16 protein-coding genes are annotated in these 21,578 nt (G+C 75.1%); 7 read left to right on the top strand and 9 right to left on the bottom strand.

The window, feature by feature from the left end; genetic code table 11:
• Positions 1-18 precede the first annotated feature (18 nt).
• On the top strand, positions 19-1,332 hold the full coding sequence (locus ACIQUQ_RS24960) for an MFS transporter (RefSeq protein WP_403980076.1): 1,314 nt from the start codon (positions 19-21) through the stop codon (positions 1,330-1,332).
• 276 nt (positions 1,333-1,608) lie between these two features.
• Here the strand turns inward: ACIQUQ_RS24960 and ACIQUQ_RS24955 are convergent, their stop codons facing one another.
• Positions 1,609-1,968 (bottom strand): NTP pyrophosphohydrolase, encoded by a 360-nt coding sequence (locus tag ACIQUQ_RS24955; protein WP_403979721.1) that lies wholly within the window; start codon positions 1,966-1,968, stop codon positions 1,609-1,611.
• On the bottom strand, positions 1,959-3,053 hold the full coding sequence (locus ACIQUQ_RS24950) for a magnesium and cobalt transport protein CorA (RefSeq protein ID WP_403979718.1): 1,095 nt from the start codon (positions 3,051-3,053) through the stop codon (positions 1,959-1,961). The genes ACIQUQ_RS24955 and ACIQUQ_RS24950 overlap by 10 nt, the downstream gene beginning before the upstream one ends.
• 114 nt (positions 3,054-3,167) lie before the next feature.
• Between ACIQUQ_RS24950 and ACIQUQ_RS24945 the strand changes: the two genes are divergently transcribed.
• The 5 genes from ACIQUQ_RS24945 (at position 3,168) to ACIQUQ_RS24925 (ending at position 10,331) form a co-directional block, all read left to right on the top strand.
• Positions 3,168-4,385 (top strand): PP2C family protein-serine/threonine phosphatase, encoded by a 1,218-nt coding sequence (locus ACIQUQ_RS24945; RefSeq protein WP_403979715.1) that lies wholly within the window; start codon positions 3,168-3,170, stop codon positions 4,383-4,385.
• 140 nt (positions 4,386-4,525) lie between these two features.
• Positions 4,526-5,911, top strand: coding sequence for a hypothetical protein (locus tag ACIQUQ_RS24940; protein WP_403979713.1), 1,386 nt, complete (start codon positions 4,526-4,528; stop codon positions 5,909-5,911).
• Positions 5,908-7,347 carry a radical SAM protein gene (locus ACIQUQ_RS24935; protein WP_403979710.1) on the top strand — a complete coding sequence of 480 codons (1,440 nt, stop codon included), beginning with the start codon at positions 5,908-5,910 and terminating at the stop codon, positions 7,345-7,347. The genes ACIQUQ_RS24940 and ACIQUQ_RS24935 overlap by 4 nt, the downstream gene beginning before the upstream one ends.
• A gap of 12 nt (positions 7,348-7,359) precedes the next feature.
• Positions 7,360-9,234: a LodA/GoxA family CTQ-dependent oxidase gene (locus ACIQUQ_RS24930; protein WP_403979707.1), complete on the top strand. Its 1,875-nt coding sequence runs from the start codon at positions 7,360-7,362 to the stop codon at positions 9,232-9,234.
• A complete protein-coding gene (locus ACIQUQ_RS24925; RefSeq protein WP_403979704.1) occupies positions 9,231-10,331 on the top strand; it encodes a hypothetical protein in 1,101 nt (366 codons plus the stop codon). Before ACIQUQ_RS24930 ends, ACIQUQ_RS24925 begins: the two co-directional genes overlap by 4 nt.
• 24 nt (positions 10,332-10,355) lie before the next feature.
• Here ACIQUQ_RS24925 and ACIQUQ_RS24920 read toward each other — a convergent pair whose 3' ends face one another.
• From ACIQUQ_RS24920 to galT, 7 genes are all read right to left on the bottom strand, one after another.
• Entirely contained in the window at positions 10,356-15,536 is a 5,181-nt protein-coding gene (locus ACIQUQ_RS24920) for an FAD-dependent oxidoreductase (RefSeq protein WP_403979700.1), read from the bottom strand.
• 31 nt (positions 15,537-15,567) lie between these two features.
• The gene (locus ACIQUQ_RS24915) at positions 15,568-15,990 is read right to left on the bottom strand and encodes a PASTA domain-containing protein (RefSeq protein WP_403979697.1); all 423 of its coding nucleotides are present in this window, start codon (positions 15,988-15,990) and stop codon (positions 15,568-15,570) included.
• A gap of 7 nt (positions 15,991-15,997) precedes the next feature.
• The gene (locus ACIQUQ_RS24910; RefSeq protein WP_403979694.1) at positions 15,998-16,567 is read right to left on the bottom strand and encodes a hypothetical protein; all 570 of its coding nucleotides are present in this window, start codon (positions 16,565-16,567) and stop codon (positions 15,998-16,000) included.
• A complete protein-coding gene (locus ACIQUQ_RS24905) occupies positions 16,564-17,106 on the bottom strand; it encodes a hypothetical protein (protein ID WP_403979691.1) in 543 nt (180 codons plus the stop codon). Before ACIQUQ_RS24905 ends, ACIQUQ_RS24910 begins: the two co-directional genes overlap by 4 nt.
• On the bottom strand, positions 17,103-18,137 hold the full coding sequence (locus ACIQUQ_RS24900; protein WP_403979688.1) for a hypothetical protein: 1,035 nt from the start codon (positions 18,135-18,137) through the stop codon (positions 17,103-17,105). Before ACIQUQ_RS24900 ends, ACIQUQ_RS24905 begins: the two co-directional genes overlap by 4 nt.
• Before the next feature lie 230 nt (positions 18,138-18,367).
• The gene (gene galK, locus ACIQUQ_RS24895) at positions 18,368-19,549 is read right to left on the bottom strand and encodes a galactokinase (RefSeq protein ID WP_403979685.1); all 1,182 of its coding nucleotides are present in this window, start codon (positions 19,547-19,549) and stop codon (positions 18,368-18,370) included.
• The gene (galT, locus tag ACIQUQ_RS24890; protein ID WP_403979682.1) at positions 19,546-20,577 is read right to left on the bottom strand and encodes a galactose-1-phosphate uridylyltransferase; all 1,032 of its coding nucleotides are present in this window, start codon (positions 20,575-20,577) and stop codon (positions 19,546-19,548) included. The genes galK and galT overlap by 4 nt, the downstream gene beginning before the upstream one ends.
• Before the next feature lie 69 nt (positions 20,578-20,646).
• On the opposite strand from galT, the gene ACIQUQ_RS24885 reads away from it, so the two are divergent.
• Positions 20,647-21,444, top strand: coding sequence for a DeoR/GlpR family DNA-binding transcription regulator (locus ACIQUQ_RS24885; RefSeq protein WP_403979679.1), 798 nt, complete (start codon positions 20,647-20,649; stop codon positions 21,442-21,444).
• Positions 21,445-21,578: the final 134 nt, after the last annotated feature.

Genomic DNA, 21,578 nt, shown 5'->3' with positions numbered 1-21,578 from the left:
GCCCTCTTCTGGCTCCCCATGGGCCTGACGATCGCCCCGCTCGTCCTGCTGCTCACCGAGCGCGGCATGACCGTGGCCGCCGTCGCCGGTCTCCTCGCGGCGCACTCCCTCACCGCCGCCGTCCTGGAGCTGCCCACCGGCGGGCTCTCCGACGTCCTGGGGCGCCGCGCCGTGCTCGCCGCCGCCGGACTGCTGAACCTGACCGCGCTCCTCCTGCTGGCCCTCGGCACCACCGCCTGGGTGCTCGCCGCCGGCACGGTGCTGATGGGCGCGGCCCGCGCCCTCTCCAGCGGGCCCGCCGAAGCCTGGTACGTCGACACCGTCCAGGCCGCCGATCCCGACGCCGGCCTGCGCACCGGCCTGGCCCGCGGCAGTGCCGCCACCTCCGCCGCGCTCGCCGCGGGCACCCTGCTCGGCGGCGCCCTGCCCTGGCTGCTCGGCCACGCCGCCCTGCCCGGACCGGTCCTGCCGCTGTCCGTACCGCCGCTGCTGGGTGCGGCCGGGCAGCTGGTGTTCGTGCTGTACGTGCTGACCGCGCTCCGCGAGCCGCCCCGGGCGCCCGCCACGGCCGGCGGCGTGCTGCGCGGGATACCCGGCACCGTGGCGGCGGGACTGCGGCTGGGCGGGCGCGACCGGCTGGTCCGGCGGGTGCTGCTCGCCGCGGCCGCCGCGGGCAGCGGCCTGGCCGCGCTCGAACTGCTCACCCCGGGCCGGGCCGCGGCCCTTACCGGCGCTCCGGAATCGGGCGCCGCGCTCTTCGCGGGCCTCGCCTGCGCGGGCTTCCTCTGTTCGGCGGCCGGCAGCCACCTGGCACCGCCGGCCGCGCGGCTGACCGGCAGCGGAGAGCGCGCCGTCCTCGCGGGCTTCGCCGCCGGCGCGGGCGGGCTGGCCCTGCTCGGCGTGACCGCGACCGCCGGCGGAGCGGCCCCCGCGGCCCTCGCCGTCACCGGGTACGGGCTGGTGTACCTCGGCTTCGGCATCGCCGGGCCGAACGAGAACGAGCTGCTGCACGGCCGGGTGCCGAGCGCCGGCCGCGCCACCGCGCTGTCCGTGCAGTCCCTGGCCCTCCAGCTGACCGGCGCCCTCACCGGCCTGGTGGTCAGTGCGCTGCCGGCCGGGCCCGGGCCCTGGCTGCTCGCCGCCGCGGTCCTGCTGGCGGGCGCCCTGCTGTGGGTGCGCCCCGCCGCCCGGCCCACGCCGGACACCGGCGTCGTAGCGGGGCCGGGCACCACCGAGACCGGAACCGCTGGCGCCGGTCCCGACACGGCCGTCCCCGGCACCGGCATCCCCGGCCCGGAGGCGGCGGGGGCGGTCAGCCGGAGCGGCCGTTGACGTAGCCGGCGGTGCGCTCGTCGCACGGGATCGTCGAACACGGCCCGGGCCGGGGCGTGTTCGACGATCCCGCCGGGGACGCCCTGCACCGCCGGGAAGACCGCGCACCCCGGCGGCTTCCGGCGGTTCACGGCCCGGCCACCGGACGGTCACGGCGGGGGCGGACCGTACGCAGGGCCGGCGGCCGGCCTGGCCGGCCCTCGCTCTCGCTCTGGCTCTCGCTCTGGCACCCGGGCCCAAGGGCCGTCAGGTGGTACGACCGGGGGTGACAGGCCGTCAGCCGTGCGGGCGGACCGTGCGCGGGCCGACGCACGACGCGCCGTGCCGGCGGACCCGCTCGCGCAGTTCCCGGTCGGCGGTGGCCACCACGCAGGTGCGGCCCTGCTCCGCGGCGGCGGCCGCGAGTTCGACGATCCGGTCGTCCCCGCTGCCCGGCGCCTCGTCCACGCGGACCCCCGGTACGGAGGCCACCCCGCGGGCCGCGCCCTCGACGACCAGCACGATCTCCTCGCCCTCCGCGCGGGTGGCGAGGTGGTCCCGCAGGCGCTCGGCGGCACCGCGCCGGTCGCGCCACCAGCCGTCCGGCACGGAGCCGACGACGTTGGCACCGTCCACGACGAGCAGGGTCACAGCCATCCGTTCCGCCGGAAGCCGCGGTGGATGACGAAGCAGGCCACCGCCATCACGCCCAGGACCAGCGGGTAGCCGTAGGTCCAGCGCAGCTCCGGCATGTGGTCGAAGTTCATGCCGTACACACCGCACACCATGGTCGGCACGGCGACGATCGCCGCCCAGGCGGTGATCTTGCGCATGTCCTCGTTCTGGGCCACCGTCACCTGCGCCAGGTGGGCCTGGAGGATCGAGTCGATCAGCGCGTCGAACGAGGCGATCTGCTCGGTGACCCGGGCCAGGTGGTCGCCGACGTCGCGGAAGTAGGTCCGTATCTCCGCGTCGATGCCGGCCATCGGCTGCCCGGCGAGCTGCTGCACGGGCCGGGCGAGCGGGACCACGGCCCGCTTGAGCTCCAGCAGCTCCCGCTTGAGCTGGTAGATGCGGCCCGGGTCGGCGCCGCGCGCGCCGTCCGCGGCGAAGACCTCCGCCTCGACCTGGTCGATGTCGTTCTGGACGGCGTCGGCGACGGCCAGGTACTCGTCCACGACGTGGTCGGCGATGGCGTGCAGCACGGCGGCCGGCCCCTTGGCGAGCTGGCCCGGGTCGGCCTCCAGGGCCTCGCGCAGCGGACCGAGGGAGCCGTGGTGGCCGTGCCGGACGGTGACCACGAAGTCGGGACCGGCGAAGACCATGATCTCGCCGGTGCCGACCACCTCGCTGGTCGCGGTGAGCCGCTCGTGCTCGACGTAGCAGACGGACTTGAAGACGGCGAAGAGCACGTCGCCGTAGCTCTCGACCTTGGGCCGCTGGTGGGCGTGGACCGCGTCCTCGACGGCCAGCGGGTGCAGCCCGAGCAGCTCCGCCACCCCGGCGAACTCCTCCTCGCCGGGCTCGTGCAGCCCGAGCCACAGGAAGCCCTCGCCGTCCTTGCGCACCCGGGCCAGCGCCTCCGACACCGAGCGGAACCCGCCGTGGCGCTGCCCGTCGCGGTAGGTGATGCAGTTGACCACCGTGGAACCGAGCGGGGAGCGCGCGGGATGGCTGAGGTCCACGGGGCGCAGGCGGCGGGCCATGCGGGCCACCTTGCGCAGATTGCCGACGACGGACATGCGGACGTCTCCTTCATTTGGTGCGGGCCCAGTCTGCCAGGGCCCGGAGACGTGCTTCGACGGCCCCTGGCGGGCCTGCGGCTGCGGGGCGCGGTCACGGTGTATGCAGGAACGATGGATCACTGGACCCGTGGGGGCCCCGGCCGCAGAAGGGCCGGGGAGGGACCGCGCCACGCGCTGCTGGCGGTGCCGTTCGCGCTGATCGCGCTGGTGACGGTGGTGGACGTGCTGGCGCCGCCGGAGGTGCACCTGGGGCCGTTCCTGGTGGCCGCCCCGGCGCTGACGGCGTCGTTCGCCGGTCCCCGGGCCACGGCGCTGGTCGGGCTGGTGGCGGTCCTGGCGCAGGTGGTGGTCTCGTTGACCCGTACCACCCTCACCGACCTGAACCACACCTTCCAGATCACGGCACTGATCCTGATCTCGGTGTTCGTCACGTTCTTCGCGTACCTGCGGGAGCAGCACGAGCGCCAGGTGGTCCAGTTGCGCACGGTCGCCGAGGCCGCGCAGCAGGTGGTGCTGCGGCCGCTGCGCGAGCGGCTCGGGCCGCTGCGGGTGGCCTCGGTGTACCTGGCGGCGGAGGCGGAGGCCCGGATCGGCGGTGACCTGTACGCGGCGGCGCGGACCGCCCGGGGCACCCGGTTCATCGTGGGCGACGTGCGCGGCAAGGGGCTGGCGGCGGTCGGGGACGCGGCGCTGGTGCTGGGCGCGTTCCGCGCCGCCGCGCACCAGGAGGCCGACCTGCCGGCCCTGGTCGCGTACCTGGAGGGCACGGTGGCGCCGGAACCGGAACCCGAAGCCGGGGGCCCGGACGGCCGTACGGGGCCCGGCCCGGCCGGTGTCACTGCGGGCACGGGAGGGGCGCCGAACGCGGACGGCGCGGACGGTGCGGAGGGCGCGGAGGGTGCCGCGGACGACCGGGGCGAGGCGTTCATCACCGCGGCCGTGCTCGACGTACCGGACGGCGAGCACGTACTGCACCTGGTCAACTGCGGCCACCCGCCGCCGCTGCTGCTCCGCGGGGGCACCGTGACGAGCGTCGACGTGGCGGAGCCGGCGCCGCCGCTGGGCCTGGCGGAGTTCGCGCCCGGGGGCTACGGGGTGCAGGCCTTCGCCTTCGAGCCGGGGGACCTGCTGCTGCTCTACACGGACGGGGTGATCGAGGCCCGTGACGGGGCCGGGGAGTTCTACCCGCTGGCCGAACGCCTGGCGGCCCGGTCCGGCAGCGGCCCCCGCGCGCTCCTGGAGGCCCTCCGCACGGACCTCCTGGCCCACGTCCCGGGCGGTCACCTGGGCGACGACGCGGCCCTGGTGGCGGTGGCGCGGGTCCCCTGACGCCCGGCCGCCGGCGGGCACGGAGCAGCACGCCGGGCGGTCGCGGCCGGAGACGACCCGTGTCGAACGTGACACAGCGTGAGCAGATCCGTACTTTGGTCACGCCCCGTCATCTTGCCGCCGACCGCTAGGAGATGCCGGTGATCGACAAGCTCTGGCTCCAGCCCCCGCTCGCCTTCGCCCGGCTGGGCCCCTCCCGCACTCCCTGCGACAACTACCGCTGGGGGCCGAGCGACCTCACCCCGCGCGGGTCCGGCAAGACCACGGTCGTCCCGGAGCCCACCCTCGACCTGGCCGCCGACGGCACGCTGACCGAGCGGATGCCGCAGCAGGTCCGGTTCAAGGACGCGGAGGGCTGGCGGCCGGTCTGCCCGTACTTCGAGGTGCACGGCAGCTGGACCGCCGACGGCGAACGCCGGACCGGGCCGGTGACCGAGGAGGTGCTGGCCGGGTTCGGGCTGGGCCTGGACGACGTGCGCTGGGAGGTGACCGTCGCCAACCTCAAGGCCCACCACATCACCCAGGCGGACGGCGACCGCGTCACGGCGCGGGTCCAGGTGCGCGGGGACGACCACCAGCGCCACCGGCTGGACGGCGTCTCTCCGCAGACCGAGCCCGAACCCCTGGTCCCGGCCGGCCGGAGCGTGCCGCTCGGCGCGGTCCAGGTCCCGGTGCCCAACGCCGCACTTCCGGAGCTGCGGCTGCGGTTCACGCCGGGGGCGGGCGTGGTGTACGGGCCGGTGGGCCTGCCCCAGCCGCCCGCCCCGCAGGGTGCTCCACCGCGCTACCGGGTGCCCCAGGAGCGGCTGTTCCTCAACCCGGACGCGGCGTGGCCGCGGTTCGCGCTCAGCGATGACCCCGGCACCGACCCGAGGACCGTGCCGGGAGGGCTCTTCGCCGGCGCGGAGAACAGCGGGCAGTCCGCGGGACTCGTCGACGACGTCTGCGACGGCCTGGTCACGGTCACCCTCCCCGGCGGGCTGACCGCCACGGCGCGCGTGGTGGCCTGCCCGCCCGTGTTCTCCCCGGACCGCAGGCCCTTCGTCTCGATCGCCGACGGCCTCGCGGACCGGATCGGGCGCGGCGACGTGCGCCGGCCCGAGTACGTCGCCGACCCGCAGACCGCGCTGGAGATCCGCGACCTGTTCGAACGGATCCTGGAAACGGCGGGCAACGTCAACCTCGACGCGATGAACGACATCTTCGGGTCCCTGCCGACCGTCGAGCAGCTGAACGGGGTCCTGCTCGGACTCACCGACAGCGGCAAGCGCCGGCACCGCCGCCTCGTCGCACTCGAGACGCTGGAGGACCTCCTGCGCGAACGGCCGGCCCTCGTCACGGAGCGGATCCGTGAGCCCGTCGGCGAACCCGCGTACTCCGACGACTGGCGCGCCACGTTCACCGAGCAGATGCCGCCGGACATGCGCGCCGCGGACGGCGCCGCGCTGCACCTCACCCACCGCCAGTACGACCTGCTGGTGGCCTGGGCCCGCTCGCTGCGCGCGAACACGGAGCCCGGCACGTGACCGTACTCCTGCAGATCGGCCGCCGCCCGCCCGAGGAGCCGCGCCGCCCCGGTACGACGCCCCCGGTGCCGGCCCCGACCGCCGTCCCGCCCGGCGCCTCCGCCGAGGTGAAGGTCTTCCGCAGTGCGCACGGGGCGCACCTCTTCGTCGCCGACGGCAGCCGGGTGTACGACGTGCCCGAGGCGCTGGCGGCGCGGCTGGAGCGGTGGACGGCGGCGCCGGACGGCTCGCTGGAGTCCCTGGCCGCAGAACTGGACCTCCCGCTGTGGGGCGGTGCCCCCCGCATCGACGGCACTCCCGTCGAGCCCCCGCCACTGGCCTCGATCTCCCTCAACGTGATGCAGGCCTGCAACCTCAGCTGCGGTCACTGCTACGCCGACGAGGGCCGGTTCGGCGGCAGCGCCCGCGCCATGCCCCGGGCCACCGCCTTCGCCACCGTCGACCGGCTGCTGGCCGAGGCCGCGCCCGGCGCGGACGTGGTGGTCGGCTTCATGGGCGGCGAACCGCTGCTGGCCAGGGACCTGATCCACGAGGTGGTCGCGTACGCGACCGGGGCCGGCGCGGCCTCGGGGAACCCGGTCCGCTTCGCCCTCACCACCAACCTGACGACGGTCCGCCCCGAGGACGCCCGGCTGTTCGCCGAGCACCCCTTCACGGTGACCGTCAGCCTCGACGGCGACCGCACCGGCCACGACGCGCTGCGCAGGGCCCCGGGCGGGGCCAGCGCGTACGACCGGCTGCGCGCCGGGCTGGACGTACTGGCCCGGCACGGCCGGCCCCGGCACCTGGGCGCGCGGGTCAGCGTGACCCCGTACACCGGGCGGCTGCTCGACGTACTGGAGCACGGCATCGGGCTGGGCTTCGACGAGGTCGGCTTCGCCGCCGTGGTGAGCGCGCCCGACCCGGCGTACGAGATCACCTCCGAGACGTTCCGGGGTTTCCTGGAGCGGATGGTGGAGTGCGGCGAGACCGCCCTGCGCGAGGTGTCGGCCGGACGGCACTACCCCTTCGGGAACTTCCAGACCGCGCTGCGCGAGATCCACCGGGGCACCCATCGCCCGTACCCCTGCGGGGCGGGGGCCGGGTACCTCAGTGCTTCGGCCGAGGGCGGGCTCTACGCCTGCCACCGGCTCGTCGACGACCCGGCCTTCGCCATGGGGACCGTCGCGGGAGGCAGCGACACGGCCCTGCGGCAACGCCACCTGACCGACCGTCATGTGGACCGCGCCGAGCCCTGCCGGTCGTGCTGGGCCCGCTACCTGTGCGGCGGCGGCTGCCACCACGAGGTGAGCCGCCGGGGCCGGCCCGGCTGTGACTACATCCGCGGCTGGCTGGCCTTCTGCCTGCGGGCGTACGTCGAACTCGCCCAGTCCTCGCCCGACTTCTTCGCGCAGCCCGCCCCGAACCCCGCCGTCAGCACCGTCAGCACCGCCTGAAGGAGCCCCGCCATGCCCGACCTGCCGACTCCCGACGGCAAGATCTTCCCGCGCAACCTCACCGCCCGCGCCGACCACGTCGTCCGCGGCAACCCGTCCGGCACCCGCACGGAGAGCGGGGTCGACAACTGCTTCCCCGGGCTGGAGTTCGACCAGCGCAACCTGGACAAGCGGTTCTTCCCCGGTCTCGTCGTCGACTTCCACCGGGAGCAGCCGGGCACCCAGGGGGTCGGGCTCAACGGCGGCTCACGGGTACTGGCCGTCACCGGCGGTGTCGCCGCCGCCCAGGGCCTCACCAACGCCGACCTGGCCGTGCCCGACCGGCCCCTGCGCGTGCTCGCCGTCTGTGGCCGGACCGCGGTGGACCAGACGGAGGCCCAGGCCCCCGTGCGGGACTGCCGCAGCACCAGCGGGACGGGCGTCTGGCGCGCCGTGCACGACCTGCTGCCCGGGCGGATCGCCGTACTGCTGGGCGCGGGTCCCGTGGGCGCCACCACCGTGGGCAACCTCAACCAGCAGCGGATCGCCGGCCAGAGCTTCGTCCAGCGCGGAGCCGGGGGCCAGGTCCAGACCGCGGTCCTGGTCGCCGACCGGGCCCGCTACCTCACCGACGACGGGGTGATCGACCCGGAGGCCTACGAACCGGGCGAGCTGACCCGGAGCATGTGCGCGCCCTGGCAGTACGACTTCCGCGACTGCGCCTGCTACTACTGGGCCTCCTCCAAGCCGGACGTGAGCGGCAGCCCGGACGGGTCCGTCCCGCAGATGAACTTCCTCCGCAGGAACCGCGCCCACACGCCCGACCGGCCCGGCATCCGCGACCGCGCCGCGGAGTTCACGCATGCCGAGGTCGTCTCGGAGTGGAACGTCCTCCCCGTCGTCCTCAACGACCGCGAGGACGACGCCATCGGACTGGTGACGCCCGCGCCCGTGCCCGAACTCACCAAGGCGAAGGTGATCGCGGAGCTGAAGCGGCTGGCCACGGTCGAACACGCGCTGTGCGTGGAGTACCTGTACGCGCACTACTCGCTGGCCGCCCCCTGGGACCTGCCGGCGAGCCCGCCGCCCGGCGCGCGCACCCGGGCCGTCCACCGGGCCGCCCGGGAGGTCTTCGAGGTCGCGGTCGACGAGATGCGGCACCTGCGCTGGGTCAACGAGGCCCTGGGCACGCTGGGGCAGTCGCCCGTCGTCGGGCGGGCAGCCGAGATCGACCGCGACGGGCCGCACCCCTTCGCGCTGCGCCCGCTCACCGCCGAGCAGCTCCAGTGGTTCATCGACGTCGAGGCGCCGAGCCAGAACGTCGGCACCGGCGTCGACGGCATGTACGTCCGCCTGCACCAGACCCTGGTGAAGCGGCCGGAGCTGTTCCCCGAAGCCGACCGGCTCGCCCACCTGATCAAGCTGATCATCGACGAGGGCGGCGACCACTTCCGGCGGTTCACCGCCGTCAGGACACACCTGGCGCCCTTCACACCCGCGCAGTACCTGCGGCCCCTCGGCGCCGGCGACGGCAGCCCGCTGCAGACCCAGCTGCTGACCCTCAGCGACCAGTACTACGCACTGCTCCTGGGCCTCCTGAACAGCACGTTCAGCCTCAAGGACCGGGCCGGCGGCGCGCTGATGGCCCAGTCCGTCACCACCATGCGGTACCTGCACGAGATCAACCACATGCTGGCGGCGCGCGGCGTGGCCCCCCGCTTCACGCTGCCCACCGCCTTCGCCGCGGGCGCGCCCGCCCTGGTGGACGGGCAGGTCGCTCGGGCCGCCGCGGTCGCCGCGATCGAGGCGCAGCGGGAGATCCGCGCACTCGGCGACCAGCCGACCCGCGCGATCATCAACAGGCAGCTGGCCGACACCGAGGCGCTGCTCGCCCTCCTCGACGCATGACCGGTGCGGGGGTCCCCGGTGCCGTCGTGATCGCCGGTTCGGGACTCGCCGAACTCACCTGCGCCCGGCTGCTGGCCGGGCGCGGCCACCGGGTGCGGGTCGCCTGCCCGGCGCCGGCGGCGGGGCCGCGGCCGCTGCTGCTGAACGGGCCGGCGCTGGACCTCCTCGACTCCCTCTGGGGAGGCGGACTGCTGGACGAGGCCTGGGAGTTGCGCGAGCGGGAGGTGGCGTGGGGCGGTGCGGCCCCGGCCCGGTTCGCGCAGCCGGCGCGGGTGGTGGACGGCGGACTGCTGGCCGCCCGGATGCGGGAGCGGCTGGGCTCGCTCGGTCTTGGGCCGGGGTGCGGGTGCGGGTGGGGGTGCGGGTGGGGGCCGGGGGCTTCCGGGTGCGGGTCCGGGCCGGGGTGCGGGCGCGGCGGCGGGTCCGGGCACGGCGGCGGGTGCGGGCGCGGCTGCGGGGATTCCGGGTGGCGCGTGACGGCCCGGGGGGCCGGGGCCGCCCACCAGCAGCACGGGCGCCGGGTGTTGCTGGCCGGAACCGCACCGCTGGCCGCCGGAGCCGACGAGCGGACGGCCCGGCTGGCCACCGCCGGGCTCGGGTGGGTGCACCTGACGCCGCTCGGAGCCGGCCGGTGCCTGGCGCAGGCCATGGTGCCGGGGCCGGCCGCCGGCCCGGCGGAGCTGCTGGCCCGGCTGCTCCGGGAGAGCGGGCTGGACTCCGTACTCGCCCACCCGCCCCGTACCGCCGTCGCCGTCCCCGCGGCGCCGCGCCTGCACCGCTCCCCCGCCGCGCCGCCCGGGGAGCGGGCCGGCGGGGTGCTGACCGTCGGGGCCGGCGCGCTGCGCTGCGATCCGCTCAGCGGCACCGGCACCGCCCAGGCCCTGCGTACCGGGATCCTGGCCGCCGCCGTGATCGACGCGGCGGCCGGGGGCGCGCCGGCCGACGCCCTGTGCGCGCACTACACCGCCCGGCTGCGGCGCGCCTTCCGGGAACACCTGGGCACCTGCGCCCGGCTGTACGCGGCGGCGTTCCCGGGGGCGGAGTGGCGGGACGAGTTCGCCGCACCGGCCATGCCCCCGGCCCCCGCTCCCGCCTGAGCGCGGGGCGGGGGCGACAGCCGTTCAGGGGGTGGCGAAGTCGGGGCCGTACTGGCTGCGGGCCGCCGCCTTGATCCTGGTGATCAGCGTGCCGAAGTCGGCCCGGGTCAAGCCCGTCGCGTGGGTGTAGTCGTAGGTCGCGGTCAGCGAGAAGGGCCTGACCACGAACGCGGGCGTGGCCGCGTCGCTCTTGTGCCCGGCCTTCCACGGCACGGAGGTGAAGTTGCGCCGCCTGAGGAAGCACGCGTTGGAGTAGTGCATCGAGGCGTCGACCCACCGTCCGGAGACCAGCGCGAAGGCCGCCAGCGTCTCGCTGTCCGACTGAGCGTCCAGAGAGGCGAGCAGCGCGGCCGCCTGCTTCTCGGCCTCGGTGACGAAGGTGCCGCCCGCGGCGAGGGCGCGCTCGGCGACCAGGGTGCCGAGGTAGTTGGAGCACAGGTCCTCCGGTGAGAACGAGGAGTTGTGCCGCCCGACGTACCAGGGCTGCCCGCACTTGCCCGCTCCGGCCCCGTACGTGGCGATCTCGTGCGCCAGTCCGTCGTCGTAGGCGATGGACCGGGCCAGCTCCATCCACTCCGAGCGGGGAGCGCCGGAGGTCAGCACCGCCTCGCCGCCGTCCACCGTCGGGATCCTGGTGCCGGAAGCCCCGCCCGCCTTGTGGATCTCCTGGTAGGCGAAGGCCGTGCCGTCGCACTGGTCCCACAGGTGCCCCAGGTCGACGAAGCCCGCCTTGCCCGTGTAGACGGTCTTGGGATTGTGGTCGGCGTGCCTGCCGAAGGTGGTCAGGCCCGCCAGCGAACCCTTCTCGAGCATGCAGCACGGTCTGCTCACCGGCCTGGGGGCTGACATCGCGGGGCTGGGCGGAGCGGGCACGGCTGCCGGAACCGGCACCGGGACGGGGACGGGCACCGGAACGGGGACGGGCGAGGGGGCAGGGGCGAGTCCGGCGTCCAGGGCGGCCCAGGTCTTCGCACCGATCTTGCCGTCGTGCTCCTCCTTCCGTCCGGGGAAGGCCATCCTCTGGAAGGCCAGCACGACGTCGTACGTCCTCGGCCCGAAAATGCAGTCGTCGGCCAGCGGCGCGCCGGGAATGCCGGGCCGCCCCGCGTCCAGTTCGTCGGCGTGGATGCGGTTGAGGCGGCGCTGGGCTGCGCGTACGGCCGGGTGCACGGAGCCGCGCAGCAGTACCCGTGGACGGGCCGAGGGCGGCACCCGCACATCGGGGCAGGGGCCGAGCGCCTCGCCGGGCCCGTGCTCCCAGCCGTACGGGGACACCCCGTACAGCTCCGCTCCGTACCGGTCCCCTTCGTACAGGTCCTGGCGGCTTGCCGGGGGCTCCGCCGGCCGCTCGTGGCCCGTGGGCTCTGCCCCGGTCAGGAAATCGCTCAGCCCGCCCGGCCCGATCATCGCCGCCTCGCTCTCCGCTGCTTCCGTGCCGATGAACCCGGCCAGTTCGGCCACCGCCTCCGGCGTCGTCCCGGGGCGTCCGCAGGAGGAGCGCCACGCCGCACCCACCCGGAAGGCGGCGAGCACGCCGGACTGCAGCGCGCCTTCCATGTATCCGAAGAAGCCCGGCGAGGCCTGCTCCCCCGCGAAGAACAGCCGTCCGTCGAAGGGCCCGCTCAGGTTCTTCGCCACCGTGGTGACCTGGTTGACGGCGGGCACCGAGTAGCCGGTGCGGATGAAGGGCTCCTTGGGCCAGTCGGCCATCAGGGTCTTCTTGAGCCCGGCCGTGTAGCGCGGGTACAGCGTGGGCATCCGCGCCTTGTACTTCGTCGGGTCCAGGACGTACGTGCCACCGGAGTACACCGAAAGGCAACGGCCCTTGGAGGGCTTGTGCTGGTTGTCGGTGCCCTCCCACACGCTGCCGAGCTCGTCCCAGAGCGCGCTCGGTGCGAGCCCGAGAGGTTTGGTCCAGATGTCGTCGGCGAAGATGCTGAGGAACTTCACGCACGGGCCGTGCTGCATGGTGAAGTCCGCCGGAACGAAGGGCTTGGTGCCGGAGATGGCCGGCCACACGGTGGGCGGAGCGGTCAGGACGGCGTAGTCGAAGACCTCGGTACCGATCACTCCGCCGGAGCGGGAGGTCACGCGTACCTCCTTGGCCTTCACTTCGATCGCGGTGACCTCGGACTTGAGGCGGACGGAAGGCAGACCCTTCGCGAGCTCGGTCGCGAGTCTGTCGTTGCCGCCCTTGCAGCGGTGGGTCTCCGTGCGGCTCCAGTAGGCGGTCATGTCGCCGCGGTACGAGTGGGCCTTCACGGCGGCGAGGAAGCCGAGGTAACTCTGGTGCTTCACCTCGACGCACTGGTCGTTCTCGGTGATGAACTCGAAGAGGTGCCGGGCATCGGAGGGGGGCACCACCGGGCCGAACATGTCCGGGTCGTTGAGCCGGTCCTCCAGCGACACGGCGTCCAGCTTGGCCGCGCCCGGGGTGGTCCAGGGGCGCAGGGAGTCGACCTTGCGGGCATCCTCCCCGATCTTGCGGAGCACCTTGTCCAGTGCGGCCCCGATCTTCTTCTGCTCGGGTTCCGGGATGTCCCTGCCGTCGAAGCGGAGCTGGACCCGCAGCCCCATCTTCCGGTAGTCGTCCTTGTCGGTGACCTTCTCGAGGGTGAGGCCGAAGACGCGTTTCAGGGCCCACCAGGTGGGATGGTTCTCTCCGATCAGCTCCGCGCCCGCTTCCAGGACCTTGCCGGGAATGAGCTTGCGATCGGTGCGCACCCGGCCACCGAGCTCCTCGGCGGCCTCGAACAGGGTGACCTGGACGCCGCCCTTGGCCAGTGACCAGGCTGCCATCAGCCCCGCGAAGCCGCCGCCGATCACCGCGACCCTCATCTTGGACAGGGCACACGGATCGTCCCGGGGCGGGGGCGGCGGGGTGAGCCGGGCTTCGAGCGCGCCCCAGGTCTTCGGGCCGATCCGGCCGTCGTGCTCCCGGGGCGACTGGGGGAAGGCCCGCCGCTGGAAGCCCACCACGGCCGCGTACGTCCGCTCGCCGAAGACGCAGTCCACCACGAGGGGGGCGTACGGCAGCCCCGGTCGCCCGGCGCGGAGTTCCTCGGCATGGACGTGGTTGAGGCGCAGCTGGGCGTCGCCCACCGCGACGTGCCGGGAACCGGTGCCGAGGACGGCCGGGCGGGCGTCGGCCGGTACGGGCTGCCCGCAGCCGGGCACGGTGGCGCGGGCCGTTTCGGGGGGCGCAGCCGCCGCGGCCTCGGCTGCGGGGGCGGGGGCGGGCCACGGTGGGAGGGCGGCCGCGGGTTCGGGGTCGGGTACGGGCTGGAGGTCGGGTACGGGCTGGAGGTCGGGTGCGGCCTGGGGCTCGGGTTCCGGCACGGTCGGGGACTCCGGGGTCGGGGGCGGTGCGGGGGCGGTGGTCGCGGGCGGCACGGGCGCGGTGGCCGCGCCGGGGGCGGGCCGTGCCGGGTGGGGGACGGATCCGGGAGCATGGGCCCGTACGGCGGCGACCGCGCGGTCGGTGCGGAGGTAGCCGCTGCCCAGCCGGCGCGGGTCGAGGCCGGGCGGGGGCGGGTCGCAACCGGCCAGCAGGGCGCGGCGGATCTCGTCGACGGCCAGCGGGCGGCCCGCCGCCTGGAACATCAGCGCCACGGTGCCGGTCACCGCGGGGGCCGCCATGCTGGTACCCGACATCCGGGTGTACGCAGGGCCGGGCCGGCCGTCGCGCGGCGCGGACCGTGCGCCCAGGACCATCACCCCCGGCGCCACGAAGTCCGGCTTCTGGCGTCCGTCGCGCGTCGGGCCGGAGGAGGAGAAGCGGCCGGCCGGCCGGTGGCCGGCGTGGGCGTCGTACGCGCCGACCGCCAGGGTCCGGAAGCCGTTGGCGATGGTGCCGAGCGTGGTGGCCTTGTCGACGTCGGCGTCGGTGAACCGGGCCTGGCAGCCGCGGCAGCCGGTGTCGCGTTCGATCCACGCGTGGACGCGGCCGTCGACCACGTCGTCGGCGTGCAGGGTGACGTCCCAGCCGGTCACGGCGGGATCGGTGTCCAGGAACAGGGAGATCTGGTGGTCGCCGTTGTTCGGGTCGCAGGCCCGGTGGTGGATCCTGCCGGTCTCCCACCCGTCGATGTGCACCGCACCGCGTTCGCCGAGCGGCACGACCGCCCGGTGCGTGCCGTCCGCGGTGGCGACCGTGACGGTCAGCCGGTCTCGGCCGGGGTACCAGATGTCCACCTGGTTCGTGGTCGTGTCGGCCGGGTCCACCTCGACGCGGAAGGTCCGGGCCTCGCCCGGGGCCAGCCGCCAGGAGGCGTGCGCCCGGCGCTGGAAGTAGTTGCCGCAGCTCATCACGATGGCACGGCCGTGGGCCGATCCGACGAGGTGGTCCAGGGCCTGTTCCAGCAGCAGGCGTCCGGTGTGTTCGCCGGCGTGGCGGCCGAGGCTGAGGTTGATGACGCAGGGGCGGCCTGCCGCCGTCTCGAAGATCATCGCGCAGGCGTCGAGGAGGTCCCCGGAACTGCCCAGCGGAACGGCTCCCGGCCCGGGTTGTCTCGGCAGGCTGACGGCGACCAGGCGGGCCTCCGGCGCGACGCCGGGCGGCCCGCCGGCCAGGCCGCCGCCCGCGGCGATGCTCAGGGTGTGGGTGCCGTGTGCGCCGAGCCCCGCGTCGAAGTCGGCCGGGTGGTAGCCGAGCGCGTCGTACGGGTCGGGCTCGCGCAGGGCCGCGTCGAGGTGGGCCGAGGTGAACAGCCGTCCGGTGCCGGTGGGTCCTGGCGGCACCCGGGGATCCCGGGGGTGGTCCGGGCGCTGGTCCCACAGCGCCTCGATCCGTGAACTCCCGTCCGGGTGACGGAAGTCGGGGTGGGCGAAGTCGATGCCCCAGTCGACGATCCCGACGACCACGCCCTTGCCGGTCTCGGGGAGGTCGGGGCGGTGGCGCTCCGGTGTCGCCGGCGGACCGGGGTCGGGGACTTCGGTGTCCGGGAGTGCGGCGTCCGGAAGTTCGGCGTCCGGAAGTTCGACGTCCGCGGTGTAGAGGTGCTGGGCCTTGACGCTCAGGGTTGCGGGGTCGGCCCACAGGGCCGGAACGTCGCCGCGGCGCACCCGGACGGTGGCGATGTCGCCGAAGGTGTTGACGACCCGCACCGCCGCCGGGGGGCGGTGCGGGTCACGCAGCCGGAGGATGACGCCGACCTCGTCGTCGGGGTGGCCGTGGCGGGCCAGCTCGTACAGGGCCGGATCCATCCTCGGCCGCTCCGATCTTCAGGAGTCCCCGCTATTGGGAGGGCGTTTCCAGCGCCTTCTTGGAACCGGCGGACGGGCGGGTGGGCCCGCCGCCGAGCGCACTGATCCTCTTGACCAGGTCCTCGTAGCGCGCCTTCGCGGCGGTCTCGGTCTCCAGTGCCTTGACCGCCTTGGTCAGCTCTTCCAGGCGCCGGTCGAGGTCGAGTGGGGTCGGGGCGGTCGAGATCACCAGGACGGTCACCGTCGAGCCCGCCGCGACCTCCGACCCAGCGGGGGGTTCCAGACCGAAGACGGTGTCCTTCGTGCCCTCGGTGACGATCTCACGGACGCGGGTCACCAGCCCGAGGCCTTTGAGCCGCTGCTCGGCATCCGCGCTGGGGCGGCCCTTGAGGTCGGGGATGCCCACCCCTCCGCCGGTCGTTCCGGTGCCCGATCCAAAGGTCAACGTACCCATCTGCGCCTCACTTCCTGGTCAGGACCGACAGCAGGAGCAGGGTCGTCAGCATGTCTCCGCCACCCAGACCGCCGCCCTTGCCGGACTCTCCGCCGCTCATGCCCGGCATGAGGAGCATCAGGGGCAGGAGCGAGGCGAACTGGCCCTGCGACTGGGTGACCACCTTGACCTGCTTCCCGTTCGCGTCGGCGTCCACGGTCTCCTGGGTCAGCATGGGGAGCAGCAGGGAGAGCATCTTGGTCTGCTGGAGGTCGGCCCGGATCGCGTCCGATCCCTTCTTCCTCTCCTCGGCCTCCTTGCGGACCGTCGTGGCCAGCTTGCTCTGGCCGGCGGACAGCGCGTTGGTCCGGGTCTCCAGCGACTTGACCGCGTTCCCCAGGGTCTCGATCTTGCTGTCCAGGTTGCGGACGCTGGTCTGCACCTGGCTCTGACTCGCTGCGGCCTGGGTGTGTCTCGGGATGAAACTGCTGCGCCGGGTCGGTGTGCGGACCGTCTGGCGCCGGGGTGCGGAGCTCTCGTCGAACTCGTCGAACTCGAAGCCGTCCAGCAGCGATTCGATGTCGTCGTACCCGCTCATGGATGCGTCCTTTCACGCGGGACCGATGGGCCGGTGGGGTGGGTGGGAGGGGGGACCCGCCGGTGGAGGCGGGCGTGCGCCACGACCGCCGGGCGCACCAGGCGGTCGAAGGGCTCGGGCTCGGGGGCGGTGAAGCCGGGCTTGCCGCGGCCGCGGCACCAGCGGCAGGCGGGATCACCGCCGAAGCAGCCGGGGCAGGCGCCGAGCGCCGCGGCGAGGTCGTCCAGAGTCGCGTACGCCGCTTCGAGCTGGTCGTTGAGCTCGGCCATCCGGTGGCGGACGGCGTCGGTACGCCGCTCCCGCTCGGCGCGGCGGCGCTCCTCCTCGGCCACCTGCTGCTCGGCCTCCTCCGCGGCTTCCAGCTCGCGCTGCAACTGGGCCTGGCGTTCGGCGAGCAGCCGGGCGATGTCCGGTACGGAGGGCACCGCGCCCGGTGCTTCCTCCGGCGAGGGGCTCGGCGCTCCGTCCGGGGCCGGACCCGGCGGGTCGCCGTTGAGGTGGTTCCGGAGCAGTGCGAGCATCTGCGGCGAGAGGGTCACCGGGCGTGCACCAGGTCGTGGAAGCGGTCGGCGAACTCTTCGCTGTCGGCCATGAGTTCGCCGAGGTCGGCGCCGTCCTGATCGTACGCGTACTCGTCGTACTCGTCGTGCTCGTCGTATCCGGCGTGCTCGTCGTACTCGGCGTACTCCCCCGGGTCGCCGAAGCCGGGGCCCTCGTCGAACTCCTCGTACTCGCCCGTCCCGCCGTACGGCCGGGACTCGCTCCGGGCCCCCGGCGCCGGGGCTGAATGCGAGCCGCAGCCGCAGCCGGACGCGGGGTCCGCCCCGGCGGTGTCCTCCGCCTCCACCAGGAGGGCGAGCAGGCGGCCCAGGTCCTCGTCGTGGCCGGCCTCCTCGTACCCGGCGGCCCCGTCTTCGCCCAGGGACTCCGCCCACTCGGCCTCGGCCTCGCGGGCCAGCGCACCGAGCAGGCCGGCGAAGGCGCCGGCAGGCACCGGAACTCCGCGGCTGCCCACGGGAATCGACGCCGGGCGCCCGAAGGACAGCGCGGTCAGCGCCCGGGCCAGTTCCGGACGGCCGAGCAGGCCCATCAGGGCGGAGGTGGCCGGGCCACCCCGGCCGCCGCCCTGGCCGAGGAGTCCCGATGCCAGGCCGCCCAGTCCCGAGACCAGCGGGCCACGTCCGGTGAGGGCGCCCGCGGCGTTCAGCCCCCCGCCGAGCAGGCCCCCGACGCCACGTGCCTGTCGGCCGCCGTACCGCTGGAGCGCGGCCCCGGTCCCGCCGAGCACCGCTCCCCCCAGCGCGCCGAAGGGGCCGAGGGCGCTGCCGGTCATGGCGCCCTGGAGCACGCCCGGCCCGACGGCCGAGGCGACCCTGCCGACCTGTTTGGCCGCCTTCTCCAGGGTCCTGCCGAAACCCCCGAAGAACTCTTCGTACTCCGCGAGGGTGAGCCCTTCGCCGAACGCCTCGGCGAACGCCTCTTCCAGCTCGCCGTCGGTCAGCCCCGCGTACCGGGGATCGAGTACCTCGCGCAGATGCGGGTAGTGGGTGCCCGCGTAGGACTCCGTCATCCGGACCTCCGTTCGCACCGGCCTGCGCGGCAGGCGTGCCCTCCCAGGTGAGCACGGTGCCGGTGTCATATACCGCTGACACGCCGGTCGTTCCCCCGTACCCCGGCGCGCCCCGGCCGCGCCCTGGGCTGTCCGGGCTACGAGGTCCGGCGGCCGGACGCGGCGGCGCGGGACGCCGGTGCGGGGGCGGGGCAGGAGGCGGGGCGGGGCGCGGGGCGCGGCGCGGCCGGTCAGGCGGTGCGGGTCGCGCCCCGGGAGGGGGTGGCCGTCAGGAGGTGCGGGGGGTGGTGGCCGGCGGTGCGGAAGGCGTTGGTGACGGCCTCGCCGACCGTGCGGGTCAGGGCCGTCGGGGTGAGGGCGATGACGCAGCCGCCGAAGCCGGCGCCCGTCATCCGGGCGCCGAGGGCTCCGGCGCCGAGCGCCGCGGTGACCGCCAGGTCGGTCTCCGCGCACGAGACGCCGTAGTCCACGCGGAGGGAGGCGTGCCCCTCCGTCAGCAGCGGGCCGAGGGCCGGGACGTCGCCCGCGTCGAGGCGGGCGACCGCCGCCTCGACCCGGGCGTTCTCGGTGACCACGTGGCGCACCAGCGGTGCCAGGTCCGCGGGGAGCACGGTGAGGGCCGCGGCGAGGGCGTCCGGGGCGAGGTCGCGCAGCGCCGGCAGGCCGAGGAGCCGGGCGGCGCGTTCGCAGCCGGCGCGCAGGGCGGCGTACGCGCCGTCGGCCAGGTCGTGGCTCACCCGGGTGTCGACCACCAGCAGTTCCAGGCCGTGGGCGGCGAGGCCGAGGGGGACCTGCCGGTGTTCCAGGGTGCGGCTGTCGAGGTGCAGGGCGGCGCCCTCGGTGGCGCACACGGAGGCCATCTGGTCCATGATCCCGCACGGCACGCCGGCGAAGACGTGCTCGGCGCGCTGGGCGGCACGGGCCAGTTCGGGGCGGCTGAGGCCGAGCCCGTACAGGTCGTCGTAGGCGGCGGCCACCGCGCACTCCAGGGCGGCGGAGGAGGACAGTCCGGCGCCGGTGGGCACGGTGCTGTCGATGTGCAGGTCCGCGCCGCCGACCGGGTGTCCGGCCTCGGCGAGCGCCCAGACGACGCCCGCGGGGTAACGGGCCCAGCCCGGGACGGCGCCCGGGGCGAGGGCGTCGAGGCGGACCTCGGTGACGACGCCCTCGGAGCGGGCGCTGTGCAGGCGCAGGAGTGTGTCGGTGCGGCGCCGGGCGGCGGCCCGGGTGGTCTGCGGCAGCGCCATGGGGAGGGCGAAGCCGTCGTTGTAGTCGGTGTGTTCGCCGATGAGGTTGACGCGGCCGGGCGCGGCCCAGACCCCGTCGGGCGCGGCGCCGAACCGTTCCTCGAAGGCGCCCTCGATCGGCCGGACGGGGGCCGCTCCGGCGGCCGGTGCCTCTCCCCGGGTCACAGGGCGTCCCTGAGTCGCCGGGCCGCGGTCTCCGGGGCCACGTCGTTCATGAAGGCTTCCATGCCGGACTCGGTGCCGGCCGGGTGCTTGAGCTTGTCCGCCGCGCGCCGGACGGTGAACAGCTCCAGGTGCAGGGCGAGTTCGCCGCCCTCGCGGAGCGGCGCCTGGTGCCAGGCGGAGACGTACGGGGTGGGGGCGGCGGTGCCGAAGAGCCGGTCGAAGCGGCGCAGCAGGTCGAGGTAGATGCCGGGGAACTCGGCCCGCTCGGCCTCGGTGAGCCCGGTCAGGTCGGCCACCCGGCGGTGCGGGTAGAGGTGCACCTCGTACGGCCAGCGGGCGGCGTACGGCACGAACGCCGTCCAGTGCTCCCCGGCGGTGACCACCCGCCCGGCGGCCCCGCGTGCGCGGGCGAGCAGGTCCTCGAAGAGGTTGCGGCCGGTGGCGGCGCGGTGCCGGGCCGCGGCGGCGGTCATCTTGGCGGTGCGCGGGGTGGTGAACGGCAGGGCGTAGATCTGGCCGTGCGGGTGGGAGAGCGTCACGCCGATCTCCGCGCCGCGGTTCTCGAAGACGTACACCTGCTCGGTGCCGGGGAGTGCGGAGAGCTGCGCGGTGCGGTCGGTCCAGGCGTCGAGGACGAGGCGGGCACGTTCCGGGGTGAGGCCGGCGAAGCCGGTGTCGTGCTGCGGAGTGAAGCAGACCACCTCGCAGCGGCCGGCCTCGCCGGAGAGGGAGGGGAAGCGGTTCTCGAAGACGGCGACCTCGTAGTCGGCTGCCGGGATCTCGGTCTGCCGGCCGTCCCCGGAGGGGCAGAGGGGGCATTCGTCGGCGGGCGGGCGGTGGGTGCGGCCCTGCCGGTGGGAGGCGATGGTGACGTGGTCGCCGGTCGCCTCGTCCAGGCGGATCTCCGGGGCGCTCTCGACGCGGTCCAGGGGGCGCGGGTCGGGCACGTCCTCGCGTACGGCGCTGTCGTCGGCGTCGTAGTAGATCAGCTCGCGGCCGTCGGCGAGCTTCGCGATGCTCTTCTTCACACCCCAAGACTAAACACAATCACACAGGATCCAACAGATGGCGGCGTGCGGGCGTGTTATTTTGGCCCGGTGCAACTGGCCCAGCAGAGACGAGCGTTGATCCTCGACGCGGTGCGCCGCGACGGCGCGGTACGCGTCGCCGACCTGGTGGAACGCCTGGGCGTGTCCGACATGACGGTCCGCCGGGACCTCGACGCGCTCGCCGCGCGCGGTGCGGTGGAGAAGGTGTACGGCGGGGCCGTCGCCGTCTCGGGCACCCGCGCCGAGGAGCCCGGCTTCGACACCAAGTCCGGCCTCCAGGGCGCCGCCAAGGCAGCCATCGCCGAGGCCGCGGCCGGCCTGGTGGAACCGGGCGCCGTGGTCGCCGTGTCGGCCGGGACCACGGCCTGCGCGGTCGCCGCCCGGCTGCTGGAGGTGGAGCGGCTGACCCTGGTCACCAACTCCCTGCCGGTGGCCGAGCTGGTGCGGACGGCCGCCCGCGAACGCGGCGCCGACCGGGTGCCGGAACTCCTGCTCACCGGAGGCTCCCCCACTCCGTCGGCGGCCCTGGTCGGGCCGCTGGCCGACCTGGTCATCGGCTCTCTGCACGTGGACCTGCTGGTCCTGGGCGCGCACGGAGTGTCGGAGCGGGCCGGACTGACCACGCCGAACCTGGCCGAGGCGCAGACCAACCGCGCGCTGGTCGCCGCGGCCCGCCGCGTGGTGGTGGTCGCGGACCACACCAAGTGGGGGATCGTCGGCCTCAGCGGCTTCGCCGCCCTGGACCGGATCGACCGCTTCGTCACGGACGCCGGCATGCCGGAGGAGGCCCGCACGGTCCTCGCGGAGTCGGTGGGCGAACTGGTGGTGGCGGAGAGCGGGGAGTGAGGGAGCAGAGGTTCGCCCCGGAGTGGGCCGGACGCCCACCGGTGGTCCGGGCCACCCGCTGACGGCCCCGGCCGAGCGCCGGCAGCCCGCACGGGGCGAACGCATGCCACGCCCGGGGGCCCGGCCGGCTTCGC

The sequence above is a fragment of the Streptomyces sp. NPDC101118 genome, from assembly GCF_044759445.1.
In the GTDB taxonomy this organism is placed as follows: domain Bacteria; phylum Actinomycetota; class Actinomycetes; order Streptomycetales; family Streptomycetaceae; genus Streptomyces.
The sequence above is the reverse complement of the archived record's forward strand: the minus strand, read 5'-3'. Positions and strand labels throughout refer to the sequence as shown.